The organism is Streptomyces sp. Je 1-332 (genome assembly GCF_040730185.1).
In the GTDB taxonomy this organism is placed as follows: domain Bacteria; phylum Actinomycetota; class Actinomycetes; order Streptomycetales; family Streptomycetaceae; genus Streptomyces.
The window spans coordinates 3,681,903-3,698,039 of the sequence record NZ_CP160402.1; the positions used below are offsets into that span (position 1 = coordinate 3,681,903).

The 16,137-nt window shown below is 72.4% G+C and carries 14 protein-coding genes; 8 read left to right on the forward strand and 6 right to left on the reverse strand.

All coding sequences use genetic code 11. The features are described 5' to 3' along the window. The first annotated feature begins 217 nt into the window (after window positions 1–217). Window positions 218–2,272 carry an ATP-binding domain-containing protein gene (locus ABXJ52_RS16490; protein WP_367043148.1) on the forward strand — a complete coding sequence of 685 codons (2,055 nt, stop codon included), beginning with the start codon at window positions 218–220 and terminating at the stop codon, window positions 2,270–2,272. On the opposite strand, the gene ABXJ52_RS16495 is transcribed toward ABXJ52_RS16490, so the two are convergent. The 3 genes from ABXJ52_RS16495 to ABXJ52_RS16505 form a co-directional block, all read right to left on the reverse strand. Further along, window positions 2,269–2,904, reverse strand: coding sequence for a DUF2165 domain-containing protein (locus tag ABXJ52_RS16495; RefSeq protein ID WP_367043150.1), 636 nt, complete (start codon window positions 2,902–2,904; stop codon window positions 2,269–2,271). The two genes, ABXJ52_RS16490 and ABXJ52_RS16495, sit on opposite strands and share 4 nt — an antisense overlap. A 51-nt stretch (window positions 2,905–2,955) precedes the next feature. Further along, complete coding sequence (locus ABXJ52_RS16500) at window positions 2,956–3,645, reverse strand: copper homeostasis protein CutC (protein ID WP_367043152.1); 690 nt, start codon at window positions 3,643–3,645, stop codon at window positions 2,956–2,958. A 205-nt stretch (window positions 3,646–3,850) separates the two neighbouring features. Next, window positions 3,851–6,133 (reverse strand): heavy metal translocating P-type ATPase, encoded by a 2,283-nt coding sequence (locus ABXJ52_RS16505; protein ID WP_367043155.1) that lies wholly within the window; start codon window positions 6,131–6,133, stop codon window positions 3,851–3,853. A gap of 209 nt (window positions 6,134–6,342) precedes the next feature. Between ABXJ52_RS16505 and ABXJ52_RS16510 the strand changes: the two genes are divergently transcribed. After that, entirely contained in the window at window positions 6,343–7,302 is a 960-nt protein-coding gene (locus ABXJ52_RS16510; RefSeq protein WP_367043158.1) for a hypothetical protein, read from the forward strand. Window positions 7,303–7,874: 572 nt separating this feature from the next. Here ABXJ52_RS16510 and ABXJ52_RS16515 read toward each other — a convergent pair. Further along, on the reverse strand, window positions 7,875–8,552 hold the full coding sequence (locus ABXJ52_RS16515; RefSeq protein ID WP_367043161.1) for a maleylpyruvate isomerase family mycothiol-dependent enzyme: 678 nt from the start codon (window positions 8,550–8,552) through the stop codon (window positions 7,875–7,877). A 111-nt stretch (window positions 8,553–8,663) separates the two neighbouring features. Here ABXJ52_RS16515 and ABXJ52_RS16520 point away from each other — a divergent pair, with 111 nt between their 5' ends. The 3 genes from ABXJ52_RS16520 (at window position 8,664) to ABXJ52_RS16530 (ending at window position 11,785) form a co-directional block, all read left to right on the forward strand. Next, entirely contained in the window at window positions 8,664–9,305 is a 642-nt protein-coding gene (locus tag ABXJ52_RS16520) for a hypothetical protein (protein WP_367043164.1), read from the forward strand. Window positions 9,306–9,325: 20 nt separating this feature from the next. Further along, entirely contained in the window at window positions 9,326–10,399 is a 1,074-nt protein-coding gene (locus ABXJ52_RS16525) for a GNAT family N-acetyltransferase (RefSeq protein ID WP_367043167.1), read from the forward strand. A 114-nt stretch (window positions 10,400–10,513) separates the two neighbouring features. Beyond that, entirely contained in the window at window positions 10,514–11,785 is a 1,272-nt protein-coding gene (locus ABXJ52_RS16530; RefSeq protein ID WP_367049095.1) for a Cmx/CmrA family chloramphenicol efflux MFS transporter, read from the forward strand. Here the strand turns inward: ABXJ52_RS16530 and ABXJ52_RS16535 are convergent. Together ABXJ52_RS16535 and ABXJ52_RS16540 are read right to left on the reverse strand one after the other, a co-directional pair. Then, window positions 11,742–12,008, reverse strand: a complete 267-nt coding sequence (locus ABXJ52_RS16535; protein WP_367043171.1) for a DUF4031 domain-containing protein — start codon at window positions 12,006–12,008, stop codon at window positions 11,742–11,744. The two genes, ABXJ52_RS16530 and ABXJ52_RS16535, sit on opposite strands and share 44 nt — an antisense overlap. Further along, window positions 12,005–12,361: a hypothetical protein gene (locus ABXJ52_RS16540; RefSeq protein WP_367043173.1), complete on the reverse strand. Its 357-nt coding sequence runs from the start codon at window positions 12,359–12,361 to the stop codon at window positions 12,005–12,007. The genes ABXJ52_RS16535 and ABXJ52_RS16540 overlap by 4 nt, the downstream gene beginning before the upstream one ends. 124 nt (window positions 12,362–12,485) lie before the next feature. On the opposite strand from ABXJ52_RS16540, the gene ABXJ52_RS16545 reads away from it, so the two are divergent. The 3 genes from ABXJ52_RS16545 (at window position 12,486) to ABXJ52_RS16555 (ending at window position 16,060) form a co-directional block, all read left to right on the forward strand. Beyond that, window positions 12,486–13,409, forward strand: coding sequence for a MurR/RpiR family transcriptional regulator (locus ABXJ52_RS16545; RefSeq protein ID WP_367043178.1), 924 nt, complete (start codon window positions 12,486–12,488; stop codon window positions 13,407–13,409). A 57-nt stretch (window positions 13,410–13,466) separates the two neighbouring features. Continuing rightward, complete coding sequence (murQ, locus tag ABXJ52_RS16550) at window positions 13,467–14,474, forward strand: N-acetylmuramic acid 6-phosphate etherase (RefSeq protein WP_367043182.1); 1,008 nt, start codon at window positions 13,467–13,469, stop codon at window positions 14,472–14,474. Window positions 14,475–14,536: 62 nt separating this feature from the next. Continuing rightward, window positions 14,537–16,060: a PTS transporter subunit EIIC gene (locus ABXJ52_RS16555; protein WP_367043185.1), complete on the forward strand. Its 1,524-nt coding sequence runs from the start codon at window positions 14,537–14,539 to the stop codon at window positions 16,058–16,060. Window positions 16,061–16,137: the final 77 nt, after the last annotated feature.

Consider the following 16,137-nt stretch of genomic DNA (forward strand, 5'->3'; position numbering starts at 1 on the left):
ATCGGGTGGGTGGGGGGGAGAGGTCTGCTCGGCAAGGGGCGGATGCGGGCCCCGGGAAAGGCAGGTCGGCGGCCTTCCCGCCCCGGGGGGAAATTCGGTGGCCCGGGGTGGGGGTGGGGCATAAGATGCCCGGTCTGCCCGCGTGCCTCGCGCCCGCCACCGCCCGGTCGGCAACCGGCCGGCCCAGACCCCACACCCCCGCCCGCCGGAGGCAACCGTGCACGCCCAGCCCGACCCCCTCTCCCGAGAGCGGAACCACCTGGCCGCATCCCGCTCGGCCCTGAGAGCCATGCGCGAGGACGCCGAGGCACTCGACATCCGCGACGTCACCGCGAACTGGGTCAACGCCGCCGTCCTGCAGAGCCAGCTCGACGAGCGGATCAAGTCCCTCGCCGACCTCTCCCACACCCCCCTCTTCTTCGGTCGGCTCGACTATCTCCACGCCCCCGGCGCCGATCAGGCGGAAGGCGCCGAGGGCGAGCAGTTCTACATCGGGCGGCGGCACGTCCACGACGCCGACGGCGACCCCATGGTCATCGACTGGCGCGCCCCCGTCTCGCAGCCCTTCTACCGCGCCTCCAAGAAGGCGCCGATGGACATCGCCCTGCGGCGGCGGTTCGGATACACGGGCGGCGAACTCACCGCGTACGAGGACGAGCACCTCAGCGACGCCGACGCCCGCCCCGACGAGGCCGAGCAGACCAGCAAGCTGCTCCAGCAGGAGATCGAAAGGCCCCGCGTCGGCCCCATGCGCGACATCGTCGCCACGATCCAGCCCGAGCAGGACGAGATCGTCCGGAGTGGCCTCGGGGGCTCCGTGTGCGTGCAGGGAGGACCCGGCACCGGCAAGACCGCCGTCGGCCTGCACCGCGTCGCCTATCTGCTCTACGCCCACCGCGAGCGCCTCGCCCGGACCGGCACCCTCGTCATCGGGCCCAACAGGTCCTTCCTGCACTACATCGAGCAAGTCCTGCCCGCGCTCGGCGAGTTGGAGGTCAAGCAGGCCGCCGTCGACGACCTCGTCGCCCATGTGGAGGTGCGGGGGACGGACGATGCCGCCGCTGCCGTCGTCAAGGGTGACGCCCGCATGGCCGCCGTCCTGCGCAAGGCCCTGCGGTCCCACGTCACCATGCCCGACGAGCCCGTCGTCGTGGTACGCGGGTCACGGCGCTGGCGCGTTCCCGCCTACGAACTCGAGGAAATCGTCGGTGAGTTGCTTGACCGCGACATCCGGTACGGGGCCGCCCGCGACGCCCTGCCGCAGCGCATCGCGCACGCCGTGCTCGTCCGGATGGAGCAGGCCGGCGAGGCCCCCGACGACCGTGTGCAGGACGCCGTCGCCCGTAACTCCGCGGTGAAAGCCGCCGTCAAGGCGATGTGGCCGCCTGTCGATCCCGCGAAGCTGGTGCTGCGGCTGCTCTCCGACGCCGACTTCCTCGCCCAGCACGCCGAGGGGATCCTCGATCACGACGAGCAGAAGCTGATCCTCTGGACGAAGCCCGCGCGGAGCCTCAAGACCGCCAAGTGGTCGGCCGCCGACGCCGTGTTGATCGACGAGGCCACCGATCTCGTCGCCCGGACCCATTCCCTTGGGCATGTCGTGCTCGATGAGGCGCAGGACCTCTCCCCCATGCAGTACCGCGCCGTAGGGCGCCGCTGCACCACCGGTTCTACCACCGTCCTCGGCGACCTCGCCCAGGGCACCACCCCCTGGGCAACGCGGAGTTGGGAGCAGGCCCTGGAGCATCTGGGGAAGGGCGAGGCGGTGGTGGAGGAGCTCACCGCGGGCTTCCGTGTGCCGCGGGAGGTCATCGCGTACGCCTCCCGGCTGCTGCCCTCCATCGCCCCCGGGCTCGCCGAGGTGAAGTCCGTGCGTGAGTCGCCGGGTTCGCTCGTGGTGCGGCGCACGGCGGATCTCGACGCCGCGTCCGTCGAAGCCTGCGTCGAGTCGCTGCGGCAGGAGGGGTCCATCGGGCTCATCGCCGCCGACGCCCGTATCCCCGCGCTCGCCGAAGCACTCGGCGCCGCGGGGATGACGTACCTCTCGCCCGGCGACGAGACCACCGCGGAGTCCCGGCTCACGCTCGTACCCGCCTCCCTCGCGAAGGGACTTGAGTACGACTACGTGGTCCTCGACGAGCCCGCCGCCGTCGTCGACGGCGAGCCCGACGAGCGGACGGGACTACGACGGCTGTACGTCGCCCTGACCCGCGCCGTCTCGGGCCTCACCGTCGTGCATGCCGCCGCACTGCCGGAGCAGCTCGCCGCCTAGGCGTTCTCCTCGGGGCCGCTCGAGTCGTCCGCCGGGGCAGCGGCGGACGGCAGGTGCGTGACGAGGAGCACGAGGCCCGCGAGGGTCACCACCCGCGTGGCGGCGTCCAGGCCGTTCCAGTCCTCCGACTGCCACATGGCGAACCATTCGCCGCCGATCCCGATGAAGCCCGCCCCGAACAGCACGAGGATCATCAGCAGCCCGATCGTGCCCGTCCGTCGCGCCCGGCGCAGTCCCTGGGGGCGGCGCAGGGCCCCGGCCCACAGGACCGTCGCCGTGAGCAGGACGAGGCCGGCCAGGGTCTCCCAGACGATGATCGCGACGTACGCGGTGTCCTGGAGCGCGGTGGATCCCACCGCGCGCCACATCAGGTCGTCGTCCTTGAAGGTGGTGTCCATCGCCAGGACATGGCGTACGAACTGCTGGTTGGAGTCGAAGTCGGTTATGTTCCCGAACGCGACGAGTGAGATGTAGAGCGCCACGGTCCCGGTGAGCAGCGTCGCGGCGACGGACAGTGTCCCGGCCGCGAGCAACCGCTCCGCGCCCCCGGGACGCGTCTTGCCCGTGGGAAGTTTCTGATTCGTGGCACGCGCCTTGTCTGCGGGACGCGTCTGGTCTGCTGGTGTCGGCATGAAGTCCCCTCCTTGTCGGACCAGTTGTATCGCGTCCCGCGCCGGGAACGATCAGCCGTCCAGCGCTTCCCGCCACCGGGCGACGGCCGCGGCACAGACCGGCGCCGACCAGCCGTCGGGCCGGGAGGCCCCGCCGATGTGGAACGCGTCGACGCCCGCCGCCCTGAGCTGCGGCAGATGGTCGAGGCGCAGGCCGCCGCCGACCAGGATCTGCTGCTCGTAGCCCTGCTCGCCGGAGCGCGCCGCCTCGGCGAGCAGCGTGGGCAGGCCGTCGTCCACGCCGCTCGCCGCGCCCGCGGTGAGATAGGTGTCGAGGCCGGGCAGGTCCGCGAGCTGCTTGCGCAGGGCGTCGCGGTCGGGGGTCCTGTCGATGGCCCGGTGGAACGTCCAGCGGCAGCCGTCGAGCGCGCCCACCACGGTCTCCACCGCCGCCAGGTCGGGCCCGCCCGTCTCGTCGAGGAACCCGAGGACGAACTCGTCGGCGCCCGCGTTCCTGAGCTCGCGCGCACGGCGTACGAGAGCGTCGACGTCGCCCGCGTCGAAGCCGTCCGCGAGGCGCAGCATCACGCGCAGGGAGATGTCCACGGCGGCGCGGATCTCGGCGAAGGTCCCGCGGGACGGGGTCAGGCCGTCCGCGGCCATGTCGGTGACCAGCTCGAGGCGGTCAGCGCCTCCGGCCTGGGCGGCGACGGCGTCCTCGGCGTCGAGGGCGATCACCTCCAGGACTGCACGCTTGCTCATGGATGTCTTCCTTAGGGTCCGGGGCCGCGGGGCGGGCGACCGGGGGTGGGCGACACGGAGGTCTCCGTATACGCCACACATAGGTCTAGTCCAATTACCCAGCCTACGCGCAGATCACCCCGGCGCGCCTCATGCGCGCCGGGGTGATCGCAAAGACATGTACACGTCGAACTGACCGGGAGTTAAGACCGTCATCCCCCGGCCTTCAGCTCAGCGGCTTGAAACCCCGCAGCCGCAGCGAGTTGCCGACCACGAAGACCGAGGAGAACGCCATCGCGGCGCCCGCGAGCATCGGGTTCAGGAGGCCGGCCGCGGCCAGCGGCAGCGCGCCCACGTTGTAGGCGAAGGCCCAGAAGAGGTTCGACTTGATCGTGCCGAGCGTTCTGCGGGAGAGGCGGATGGCGTCCGCCGCCGCGCGCAGGTCTCCCCGTACGAGAGTGAGGTCGCCCGCCTCGATCGCGGCGTCCGTGCCCGTGCCCATCGCCAGGCCCAGGTCGGCCTGGGCGAGCGCCGCCGCGTCGTTCACGCCGTCGCCGACCATCGCCACGCTCCGGCCCTCCGACTGGAGGCGCTTGACCACGTCGACCTTGTCCTGCGGCATGACCCCCGCGATGACGTCCTCGGCCGCGATGCCCACCTCGGCGGCCACCGACGCCGCGACCGCCTCGTTGTCGCCGGTCAGAAGGATGGGCGTGAGGCCGAGGGCACGCAAGCGGCGGATCGCCTCCGGGCTGGTCTCCTTCACCGCGTCCGCCACCTCCAGGACGGCCCGCGCCTCGCCGTCCCAGGCGACCGCGATGGCCGTACGCCCGGCCGCCTCGGCCTCCGCCTTCGCCCGCTCCAGCTCGACGGGGAGCCCGATCGCCCACTCCTTGAGCAGCGCCACGCGCCCCACCAGGACCGCGTGGCCCTCGACGACGCCCTGGACGCCGAGGCCCGCGACGTTCGCGAAGTCCTCGGGCGCGGGCAGCGTGCCGACCCGCTCGGCCGCTCCCGTGGCGACGGCCTGGGCGATGGGGTGCTCCGAGGAGTGCTCCAACGCCCCTGCCAGACGCAGGACTTCGTCCTCGGTCGTGCCGTCCGCGACATGCGTGGCGAGCAGGGTCATCTTGCCGGTGGTGACGGTGCCGGTCTTGTCCAGGACGATCGTGTCGGCCTTGCGGGTCGTCTCCAGGACCTCCGGACCCTTGATCAGGATGCCGAGCTGGGCGCCGCGCCCGGTGCCGACCATGAGGGCGGTCGGCGTCGCGAGTCCCAGGGCGCAGGGGCAGGCGATGATCAGTACGGCGACCGCGGCGGTGAAGGCCGCCGTGAGTCCGGAGCCGTTGCCGAGCCAGAAGCCGAGCGTGGCGACGGCCAGGGCGATGACGACCGGGACGAAGACCGCGGAGATCCTGTCGGCGAGGCGCTGGGCCGCCGCCTTGCCGTTCTGCGCGTCCTCGACGAGCTTGGCCATACGGGCGAGTTGGGTGTCGGCGCCGACGCGGGTGGCCTCGACGACCAGGCGCCCGCCGACGTTGAGCGTGGCTCCGGTGACCGCGTCGCCCGGGGCGACCTCGACCGGCACGGACTCGCCGGTGAGCATGGAGGCGTCGACGGCCGAGGCGCCCTCGACGACCCGGCCGTCGGTGGCGATCTTCTCTCCGGGCCGCACGAGGAAGCGGTCGCCGACCGTCAACTCGCCCACAGGGATGGTCGCTTCACGCCCGCCGTCCCGCAGGACCGTGACGTCCTTGGCGCCGAGCTGGAGCAGCGCCTTCAGGGCCGCGCCCGCCTTGCGCTTGGAGCGGGCCTCGAAGTACCGCCCGGCCAGGATGAAGGCGGTGACGCCCGCCGCGGCCTCCAGGTAGATGTTCCCCGCGCCGTCCGTGCGGGAGATGGTCAACTCGAAGGGGTGGGTCATGCCGGGCGTCCCGGCCGTGCCGAAGAACAGCGCCCACAGCGACCAGACGAACGCGGCCGATGTGCCGACCGAGATCAGCGTGTCCATCGTCGCGGCGCCGTGTCGCGCGTTCGTGTACGCGGCCTTGTGGAAGGGCCAGGCCGCGTACGTCACGACCGGCGCCGCGAGGGTCAGGGACAGCCACTGCCAGTACTCGAACTGCAGGGCCGGGATCATCGCCATCGCGACGACGGGCAGGGAGAGCAGTACGGCGGTGGTCAACCGCTCGCGCAGCGGCCGCAGTTCGTCGTCCGCCTCCCGCTCGCCGCCGTCCGCGTCCGACTCCCCCGTGCGGGCCGGTGCGGGCTCCTGCGCGGTGTACCCGGTGGCCTCGACGGTGGCGATCAGATCCTGTACGGCGACGTCCTGGCCGCGGTAGCTGACCTTGGCCTTCTCGGTGGCGTAGTTGACGGTCGCCTCGACGCCGTCCATGCGGTTGAGCTTCTTCTCGATCCTGGCGGCGCACGAGGCGCAGGTCATGCCGCCGATGGCGAGTTCCACTTCGGCGGTGGACGCCACCTCGGGGGTGCCGGGTGTGGTCGACATGGCTGCGGGCTCCTTGTGACGGGGGCAGATTCCGAGGGTACCCGGGGCGGGTACCTCTGACGGGGTCCGTTTATACCCCTGGGGGGTACCAGACGCAAGGGCGGTTCCGGCTTGACTTGGTACCCCCAGGGGGTATCTTCGAATGTACGAGGAGCGGCCGACCTGACGACCGGACGACCGGCCCACTCCACTCGCACTCGGGAGCTGTCATGAACACCGGACTGAAGATCACCGCCTTCACCGCCGCCGTCGCCGCGACGTTCGGCACCGCGTACAGCGTGGGCCAGGGCGTCGACCCCGTGACCGCGGAGAAGAAGCCCGCGAGCGAGGACGGCGGGCATGGCGGGCACACGGGCGAGAAGGAGAAGCCGGCCGGCGAGGAGGCCTCCGCGGGGCACGCGGAGGCCGTGCCCGGTGGTCTGCAGATCTCCGAGGGCGGTTACGCCCTCGACCTCCAGACCTCCCGCATCGACGCCGAGAAGCGCGAGGAGCTGCGGTTCAGGGTGGTCAAGGAGGGTCGGGGCAAGAACGTCACGGCGTACGAGAGGGAGCACGGCAAGGAGCTGCACCTCATCGTCGCGTCACGTGACCTGACGACCTACCGTCACCTGCACCCGACCCGGGCGTCGGACGGTACCTGGTCGACTCCGGTCGAGCTGCCGGAGGCGGGCGGTTACCGCGTCTTCGCCGACTTCAAGCCTGCGGGGGCGAAGGAGGGGCTGACGCTGGGGGCGGATCTCGCGGTGGCGGGCAGGTACGTTCCCAAGGCGCTTCCTGGGGCGGGGGCGCGGACCTCGGTCGACGGCTACGAGGTCACTCTCCAGGGCGAGTTGAAGCCGGGGAAGGCGGCTGACGTGACGCTGAACGTGGAGAAGAACGGCAGGCCGGTGACCGATCTTCAGCCGTACCTGGGTTCGTACGGGCACCTGGTCGCGTTGCGGGCCGGTGACTTGGCGTACCTCCATGTGCACCCCACCGGTGGGCCCGGTGATGGGCGGACGAAGCCGGGGCCTGGCGTCTCCTTCGCGGCGACGGCTCCTAGCGGGGGCGCTTATCGGCTGTTCCTCGACTTCAAGCATGAGGGGGTTGTGCGGACGGCCGCCTTCACGGTCCGGACCGGCTCCGCCGGGGGCCCCACCGAGTCCCAGCCCCCGGCCCACACGCACTGAGCGAGACAGCATCTCCTGCGGGCCGGTGGGGGTCGCTCGCGCAGTTCCCCGCGCCCCTAAACCCCCACCCACCTGCAGGCACATCGTGGTTACTCGCGCCGTTCCCCGCGCCCCTAAACCCCCTCCCGCCCGCGGGCGCGTCGTGGTTGCTCGCGCCGTTCCCCGCGCCCCTAAACCCCCTCCCACCTGCGGGCACGCCGTGGTTGCTCGCGCCGTTCCCCGCGCCCCTAAACCCCCTCCCGCCCGCGGGCGCGTCGTGGTCGCTCGCGCCGTTCCCCGCGCCCCTTCGGGGCGCCCCGAAGGGGCGCGAGGAACTGCGCGCCAAGCCACGACGGCGCAGCAGTCACACACGGCGAGCACCACCCCTAGGGGCGCGGGGAACTGCGCGACCAGCCACAACCGGCCCGCAGACACAAGACGACCGGCACCACCCCCAGGGGCGCGGGGAACGGCGCGAGCAACCACAACCCACCCGCAGGTACAAGACGGGCGCCACCACCCCCAGGGGCGCGAGGAACCGCGCGGCCAGTCACGACCCGCCCGCAGCCGCGACCCCGCAGGGAAGCCGGCGCTCAGTCGAAGAGCGGCAGCTCCCCCTCCCTCGCCCCCGCCAACTCATACCGCGTCCCCGCAAGAGGCCGCCCCGTGTACAGACGGACCAGGGTCGGCGCGTCCCCGATGTAGCGGGCCGGCGGACGCCGGCCGTCCGGAACGCCCAGGGAAAGCGGCTCATCCCACCCGTCCACATCCGCATGCAGCGAAACCGCCGACGTCGACCTGCTGTACTCCCCCAGCAGCGTCAACGCATCCCCGAGCCCCGCCCCTCCATACGCCCCCGGCAGCCCCCACGCCTCCCGCACATCCCCCGCATGCACCCACTCCCCCAGCGCCACACCGTCGAGCCGCCCCTTGAACGCCACCATGACCGCACCCGCCTCCGTCATGCCGTGCTCGAGCTCGTCCACGATGCGGGAGTTGGGCCAGTCGGCGCGCTCGGCGATGTCGCGGTCGTTGCTCTCCGGGCTGTACACGCCCTCCTCGAACCGCTTCTCGACGACGCGCGCCAGCGCCGAGCTGCAGTGCGCGAGCACATGCCGCACCGTCCAGCCCGGACAGCAGGTCCTGATCGCGTAGGCGGAGTCGTCGGCGGCCCTCAACAGCGGGATCAGCAGGTCGCGTTCGGTGCGCAGCAGGCGTCCCGGGCGCTCGGGATCGTACGCCTCGTCATGTGTGTACGTGGTCGCAGTCATGCCGCAAGCCAACCCCCCTCCGCCACGCATGACAACGGGGTAAGGACACCAGCCCCTCCCCGTTCTACACCCCCTGGGGGTATCAACGCATCCACGCGTTAGAGTCCCCCCATGCCCCACCACGACAAGGAACTCCGCGCCCGCTGGCACGCGACCCTGCTGCGCGTGAGCGAAGGGACCCCCGACCCCGCGCCCTACGCGGACAACCTGCTCGCGCGCTGGGCCGAGCCGCAGCGGCGGTACCACACCACCGCTCACCTCTCGGCGGTCCTCGATCACATCGACGTACTGGAGGAGCACGCCGAGGAGCCCGACCTCGTACGGCTCGCGGCGTGGTTCCACGACGCGGTGTACGCACCGGACCGCTCCGAGAACGAGGAACGCAGCGCCCGCCTCGCCGAACGCGCCCTCCAGGAGAGCGGGTTGATGCCCGCCGCGACGGCGGAGGTGGCCCGCCTCGTCCGCCTGACCGTCACCCACGACCCCGCCGACGGCGACCACAACGGCGAGACGCTGTGCGACGCCGACCTGGCGATCCTGGCCGCCGCCCCGGACGCCTACGCCGCGTACGCCGCCGCTGTCCGCGAGGAGTACGCCTTCGTGCCGGACGAGGACTTCCGCGCGGGTCGGGCCGCGGTGCTCCGGCAGCTCCTGGCCCTGCCCCGGCTGTTCCGCACGCCGCACGGAGCTGCCGAGTGGGAGGGCCCGGCGCGCGAGAACCTGGCGACGGAATTGCAGCTGCTCGGCGCCTGACGCTCCCGTACGCTCGCCGCATGCTTTCCATGGGTGGGGACCAGGTCGAGGAAGCCGTGGCGCACGCGGCGAAGGTGCTGCGTGCGGCAGTCGGGCTCGACTGGAGCGTGCGGGCGGGTGGCCTCGACTGGAGCTGCCTGGAGACGGCCGAGCACATCGCGGGTGACCTCGTCGCGTACGCGGGGCAGTTGACGGGCCGCGCGCAGGACGCGTACGTGCCCTTCGAGATCGCCTTCGACGAGGGCGCGGGCCCCGAGGACGCGATCCGCGTCATCGAGTCGACCGGCGGCCTGCTCTCGGCGGTGGTGCGCACCACGCCGCCGGGGGTCAGGGCCTACCACCCGTACCCGCACGGCAGCGCGGACGCGGTGGGCTTCGCGGCGATGGGCGTCGCGGAGGTACTGCTGCACACGTACGACATCGCGCAGGCCCTCGGCGTGGACGCGAAGCCGCCGGCCGCGCTCTGCGAGGCGGTGCTCGCCTGGCTCTTCCCGCAGGTTCCGCCCGCGCGCGCACCCGAGGACCACTGGGCGACGCTGCTCTGGGCCACGGGCCGCGGCACCCTGCCGGGGCGCCCCCGCCTCGACAAGTGGCGCTGGCACAACGCCCTCTCGATCCCCGCGGGCCGGATCGCGCTGCGGGAGGTCTCCCCCGCGGCGGCGGCGGATCTCGCGGCGGGCGGGCCGGGGGGCCTGACGTGGATCGAGGGCGGGCCCTTCGACGGGACGCGGCGGGCCGCGGAGATGGTGACGAAGGCGTACGCGTCCGGGGTGCACCGGCCCGAGTGGGGCATGTTCGCCCTGGTGCGGGCGGAGGACGAGGTGGCGGTCGGCGGCATGGGCTTCCACGGGCCGCCGGACGAGGAGGGGATCGCCGAGGTCGGCTATGACCTGGCGGTCGGCGCGCGGGGCCGGGGGTACGCCTCGGAGGCCCTGGACTCCCTCTCCGCCTGGGCGCTGGCCCGCCCGGAACTCTCCGCGCTCCTGGCCCTGATCGAACCCGCCAACGAGCCCTCGCAGAGGGTGGCCCTCCGGGCGTCGTACGTCCGAGCCTCGGACCGCGGGGACCTCCGGGCTTACCTGCGGCGGGGTTAGCGGGGGCGGGGGTAACGGAGGCGGGGGTAATGGAGGCGGCTGCGGGCACCCAGGGAATGCCGCGCCCCACCCCCAGCGTTCCCCACTGTTATGCCCACCCCAGCCCCGAAGCGCATGCCCGTCGCCGTCTACATCCTCGGCCTCGCCGTCTTCGCTCTCGGTACGAGCGAGTTCATGCTCTCGGGGCTCCTGCCCCCCATCGCGGACGACATGGACGTCTCCATCCCCCGCGCGGGCCTCCTCATCTCCGCCTTCGCCATCGGCATGGTCATCGGCGCCCCCCTCCTGGCCGTGGCGACCCTGCGGCTGCCCCGCCGGACGACCCTCATCACGCTCATCACCGTCTTCGGACTCGGCCAGGTCGCCGGGGCGCTCGCGCCCACGTACGAGATCCTCTTCGCGTCCCGCGTCGTCAGCGCGTTCGCCTGTGCGGGGTTCTGGGCGGTCGGCGCGGCCGTCGCCATCGCGATGGTGCCGGTCAACCAACGCGCCCGCGCCATGGCCGTGATGATCGGCGGCCTCTCCATCGCCAACGTGCTCGGCGTCCCCGCCGGCGCCTTCCTCGGCGACAACTTCGGCTGGCGGTCCGCCTTCTGGGCGGTCGGCGCCGCCTCCGCGATCGCTCTCGTCGGCGTACTGACGCTCATCCCGCGCATCCCGCTGCCGGCCGAGAAGCCGCGCCTGAAGCGGGAGCTGACCATCTACCGCGACCGGCAGGTCTGGCTCTCCATCGCCGTCACCGCCCTCGCGGCGGGCGGCGTCTTCTGCGCGTTCTCGTACCTCTCCCCGCTCCTGACGGACGTCGCGGGCCTCGACGAGGGCTGGGTGCCGACCGTCCTCGGCCTCTTCGGGCTCGGCGCCCTCATCGGCACGGCGATCGGCGGCCGCGTCGCCGACGCGCACCTCTTCGGCGTCCTGCTCAGCGGCATCGCGGCCTCGACGGTGTTCCTCGTGACGCTCGCGCTGTTCGCCGGCACGGCGGCCGTGGCGATCGCCCTTTCCTTCCTCCTCGGCGTCTCCGCCTTCTACACCGCCCCGGCGCTCAACGCCCGGATGTTCAACGTCGCCGGCGCCGCCCCCACCCTGGCCGGCGCGACCACGACGGCCGCGTTCAATCTGGGCAACACCGGCGGCCCCTGGCTCGGCGGCACGGTGATCGACCTCGACCTGGGCTACGCCTCGACGGCGTGGGCGGGCGCGGCGATGACGGCCGTCGCGATCATCGCGGTCAACGCGTCCCTGCGGCTGCACCGCAGGACACCGAGCCGCGTGGTCACGGCATCGGCGGGCGGCACGAGTGACACGAGCGGCACGAGCGGCACGAGCGACACGAGCGACACCGCTACGCCGGCCGCCCCTTCGGCCGCCGCAGCCCCGCCTCCGTGAGCCTGCGCACCAGTTCCTTGGAGCCGATCTCCACCGCGCCCGCGCGGACCGCGTCCTCGTAGCGGTGCGACGGCAGGTCGTAGTGGTCGCGCTCGAAGGCGCGGGCGGGGGCGCCGATGCCCGCGGCGAACGCGTGCAGTTCCTCGTACGAGACGTCGCTGACCAGGTGGGACCACATGCGGCCGTGACCCGGCCACGTCGGCGGGTCGATGTAGACCGTCACGACAGGCCGCCCACCGGGGCCACCACGACGCCCGCCTTGCCGCACACCCAGTGCGGGTCGGGCCCCAACTCGGGCTCCACGTCCAGCGCGTGCGGGTCACCCGCGCCGCAGACCGGGCAGAGCGGCCAGCGGCCGTAGCGCTCCAGGAGCGCGTCCTGGACGTCCTGGGCGACCAGGCCCGCCACGTACTCGACGCCCTCGGGCCACTGCTCGACCCACCAGCGGCGGTGCGCCACCGACTCCTCGACCAGCGAGACGACCTCGGCCTGGGCGACCTCGCGCGCCACGAGATCGGCGAGGACAAGTGCACGAGCGGCATGCAGCGCCTGCTCCAGGGGGTCGATCGCGTCCATGCAGCCATTGTCCACCCCACGCGCAACCCGCCGAAGATCCAACCGGAACGGAGGTGAGGCAGGTGACCGAGATCGGGACCAAAGGGGTCTTGACCCATTCGGGGTCCGAAAATATCTTTCAAGCGTGACCAATGACGTGAAGGAAATTTTCGCGGGCGCGGCGCCCCCCGCCCCGGCCGCCCTCGCGGCCAAGGTGCGGACCCTCGCACCGTCCATGACCCGCTCCATGCAGCTCGTCGCCGAAGCCGTCGCGGGCGACCCCGCGGGCTGCGCGGCCCTCACGGTCACCGGCCTCGCCGAGCTCACCGGCACCAGCGAGGCCACGGTGGTCCGCACCGCCCGCCTCCTCGGCTACCCCGGCTACCGCGACCTGCGGCTCGCCCTCGCCGGACTCGCCGCCCAGCAGCAGTCGGGCCGCGCGCCCGCCGTCACCGCCGACATAGCCGTCGACGACCCGATCGCGGACGTCGTGGCGAAGCTGGCGTACGACGAGCAGCAGACCCTCGCCGACACCGCGGGCGGCCTCGACACCGTCCAGCTCGGCGCCGCCGTCGCCGCGCTCGCCGTCGCGCCCCGCACCGAGATCTACGGCGTCGCCGCCTCCGGCCTCGTCGCCCAGGACCTCGCGCAGAAGCTCCTTCGCATCGGCCATATCGCCCACGCGCACTCCGACCCGCACCTGGCCGTCACGAACGCCGTCACCCTGCGCTCCAAGGACGTGGCGATCGCGATCACGCACTCCGGGTCGACCGGTGACGTCATCGAACCGCTGCGGGTCGCCTTCGAGCGCGGGGCGACGACCATCGCGATCACCGGCCGCCCCGGCAGCCCCGTATCGCAGTACGCGGATCACATCCTGACCACCTCCACCGCGCGTGAGAGCGAGCTCAGGCCCGCCGCGATGTCGTCGCGCACGAGCCAGCTGCTCGTCGTGGACTGCCTGTTCGTGGGCGTCGCCCAGCGGACGTACGAGACGGCCGCCCCCGCGCTCGCCGCCTCGTACGAAGCGCTCGCGCACCGCCACAGCCCGCGCGGCGGCACCCGCTGAGCCGACCCCCGTAACGCCCGCACCCGCCACCCCCCGCACACGAAAGAGCCGCACCTCATGACCTCCACGACCGACGCCACGGACTCCCCCGCCCCCGGAAGCGGATCCGGATCCGGGGACACGTACGGCGAACTCCGCGCCCAGCTGGACACGCTCACCACGGAGGCGTTCAGGCCCGAGCTCTCCGAGATCGACCGGCTGCCCACGTCGGAGATCGCGAAGATCATGAACGGCGAGGACGCCACCGTGCCCACGGCCGTCGCCGAGCAGCTCCCGGCGATCGCCGCCGCCATCGACGCCACCGCGGAGCGCATGGCCCGCGGCGGCCGGCTCATCTACGCGGGCGCGGGCACGGCCGGGCGCCTCGGGGTGCTCGACGCCTCCGAGTGCCCGCCCACCTTCAACACCGACCCGGCCGAGGTCGTCGGCCTCATCGCGGGCGGCCCGAGCGCCATGGTCACGGCGGTCGAGGGCGCCGAGGACAGCAAGGAGCTCGCGGCCGAGGACCTGGACGGGCTGCGCCTCACCGCGGACGACGTGGTCGTCGGCATCTCCGCCTCCGGCCGCACGCCGTACGCGATCGGCGCGGTGGAACACGCCCGCACCCGCTACGGCGCCCTCACCATCGGCCTCTCCTGCAACGCGGACAGCGGTCTCGCGGCTGCCGCCGACCACGGCATCGAGGTCGTCGTCGGCCCCGAACTGCTCACCGGCTCGACCCGCCTGAAGGCGGGCACGGCGCAGAAGCTCGTCCTCAACATGCTGTCGACGATCACGATGATCCGCCTCGGCAAGACCTACGGAAACCTGATGGTGGACGTACGCGCGTCGAACGAGAAGCTGCGCGCCCGCTCGCGCCGGATCGTCTCCCTCGCCACCGGCGCCTCCGACGAGGAGATCGAGGCCGCGCTCGCCGCCACCGACGGGGAGGTGAAGAACGCCATCCTCACCATCCTCGGCGGGGTGGACGGCCCCACAGCGGCCGACCTCCTCGCCTCGTCGGACGGCCACCTCAGGGCAGCCCTCGACACCTCCCGCACGAACCGCACCCCCCGCACCACCTGACTGACCTCCCCCAGCCGCTGGAAGAACAGCGCCACCCGCACGCACAGCAAGGCACCCCGCACATGGCAACTGACAAGAACCGCGCCACGGCCGCCGCGATCCTCCCCCTCGTCGGCGGCGCCCAGAACGTCACGTCCATCGCCCACTGCATGACGCGCCTGCGCCTGAGCCTTGCCGACCGCTCGCTGGTCGACGACGAGGCCCTGAAGGCACTGCCCGCCGTGATGGGCGTGGTCGAGGACGACACGTACCAGATCGTGCTGGGCCCGGGCACCGTCGCCCGCGTCACGCCGGAGTTCGAGGCCCTGGTGGCGGAGGGCCGCACCGAAGCCCCGGCCGAACTCACCCTCACGGCCGAGGAGTTGGCGGCGCAGGGAGCAGCGATCAAGGAAGCGAGAAAAGCGAAGAACGCAACCCCCTTCAAGCTCTTCCTGCGCCGCATCGCGAACATCTTCGTGCCTCTGATCCCGGCCCTCATCGGCTGCGGCATCATCGCTGGCATCAACGGCCTGCTGATCAACCTGGGTTGGCTGCCGGGCATCACCCCGGCACTCGCCGCGATCGCCTCCGGCTTCATGGCGCTGATCGCGGTGTTCGTGGGCTTCAACACGGCGAAGGAGTTCGGCGGTACGCCGATCCTGGGCGGCGCGGTGGCGGCGATCATCGTGTACGCGGGCGTGGCGAACATCGAGGCGTTCGGCCAGAAGCTGTCACCCGGTCAGGGCGGCGTCCTGGGCGCCCTCGGCGCCGCGGTCCTGGCCACGTACATCGAGAAGTGGTGCCGGAGGTGGGTCCCCGAGGCCCTGGACGTCCTGGTCACCCCCACCATCACGGTCCTGCTCTCCGGCCTGGTCACGATCTTCGGCCTGATGTTCCTGGCAGGCGAGGTCTCGACGGGCATCGGCACGGCGGCGAACTGGCTCCTGGACAACACGGGCGCGTTCGCGGGCCTGGTCCTCGGCGGCCTCTTCCTCCCCCTGGTCATGCTGGGCCTGCACCAGGCCCTGATCCCCATCCACACGACCCTGATCGAGCAGCAGGGCTTCACGGTCCTGCTCCCCATCCTGGCGATGGCGGGCGCGGGCCAGGTGGGCTGCGCGATCGCGGTGTACAAGCGCCTGCGCCACAACACGTCCATCCGTACGACGATCAAGTCGGCGCTCCCGGCAGGCTTCCTGGGAGTCGGCGAACCCCTCATCTACGGCGTCTCGCTCCCCCTCGGCCGCCCCTTCATCACGGCATGCGTGGGCGGCGCGGCGGGCGGCGCGTTCATCGGCTTCTTCTCGATGATCGGCGAGAAGGTCGGCTCCACGGCGATCGGCCCGTCGGGCTGGGCCCTGTTCCCCCTCCTGGACGGCAACAAGGGCCTGGGCCTGACGATCGCGATCTACGGCGGCGGCCTCCTGGTCGGCTACGCGGTGGGCTTCGTCGCGACGTACTTCTTCGGCTTCAGCAAGCAGATGCTGGTGGACCTGAACGCGGATGTGGACGCGGGCGAGTCGGCGGCGGCCCGCAGCGAGGCCGTCCCCTCGGCACCGACGCCCACCGAAGGCGACGGCAAGGAGAGGCAGCCGGCAGCGGTCTGATCCTCCCGGGCCCTTGGGCCCTCAGCGCCCGAGGGCGGCACCCCGCACATGACGGGGGCCTCCCTCGGCCGATCTCG

What these genes read in the sequence shown, in the direction of transcription:
- ABXJ52_RS16495 (WP_367043150.1), bottom strand. Translation starts at nt 2,904, where the DNA reads ATGCCGACACCAGCAGACCAGACGCGTCCCGCAGACAAGGCGCGTGCC.
- ABXJ52_RS16500 (WP_367043152.1), bottom strand. Translation starts at nt 3,645, where the DNA reads ATGAGCAAGCGTGCAGTCCTGGAGGTGATCGCCCTCGACGCCGAGGAC.
- ABXJ52_RS16505 (WP_367043155.1), bottom strand. Translation starts at nt 6,133, where the DNA reads ATGTCGACCACACCCGGCACCCCCGAGGTGGCGTCCACCGCCGAAGTG.
- ABXJ52_RS16510 (WP_367043158.1), top strand. Translation starts at nt 6,343, where the DNA reads ATGAACACCGGACTGAAGATCACCGCCTTCACCGCCGCCGTCGCCGCG.
- ABXJ52_RS16515 (WP_367043161.1), bottom strand. Translation starts at nt 8,552, where the DNA reads ATGACTGCGACCACGTACACACATGACGAGGCGTACGATCCCGAGCGC.
- ABXJ52_RS16520 (WP_367043164.1), top strand. Translation starts at nt 8,664, where the DNA reads ATGCCCCACCACGACAAGGAACTCCGCGCCCGCTGGCACGCGACCCTG.
- ABXJ52_RS16525 (WP_367043167.1), top strand. Translation starts at nt 9,326, where the DNA reads ATGCTTTCCATGGGTGGGGACCAGGTCGAGGAAGCCGTGGCGCACGCG.
- ABXJ52_RS16530 (WP_367049095.1), top strand. Translation starts at nt 10,514, where the DNA reads ATGCCCGTCGCCGTCTACATCCTCGGCCTCGCCGTCTTCGCTCTCGGT.
- ABXJ52_RS16540 (WP_367043173.1), bottom strand. Translation starts at nt 12,361, where the DNA reads ATGGACGCGATCGACCCCCTGGAGCAGGCGCTGCATGCCGCTCGTGCA.
- murQ (WP_367043182.1), top strand. Translation starts at nt 13,467, where the DNA reads ATGACCTCCACGACCGACGCCACGGACTCCCCCGCCCCCGGAAGCGGA.
- ABXJ52_RS16555 (WP_367043185.1), top strand. Translation starts at nt 14,537, where the DNA reads ATGGCAACTGACAAGAACCGCGCCACGGCCGCCGCGATCCTCCCCCTC.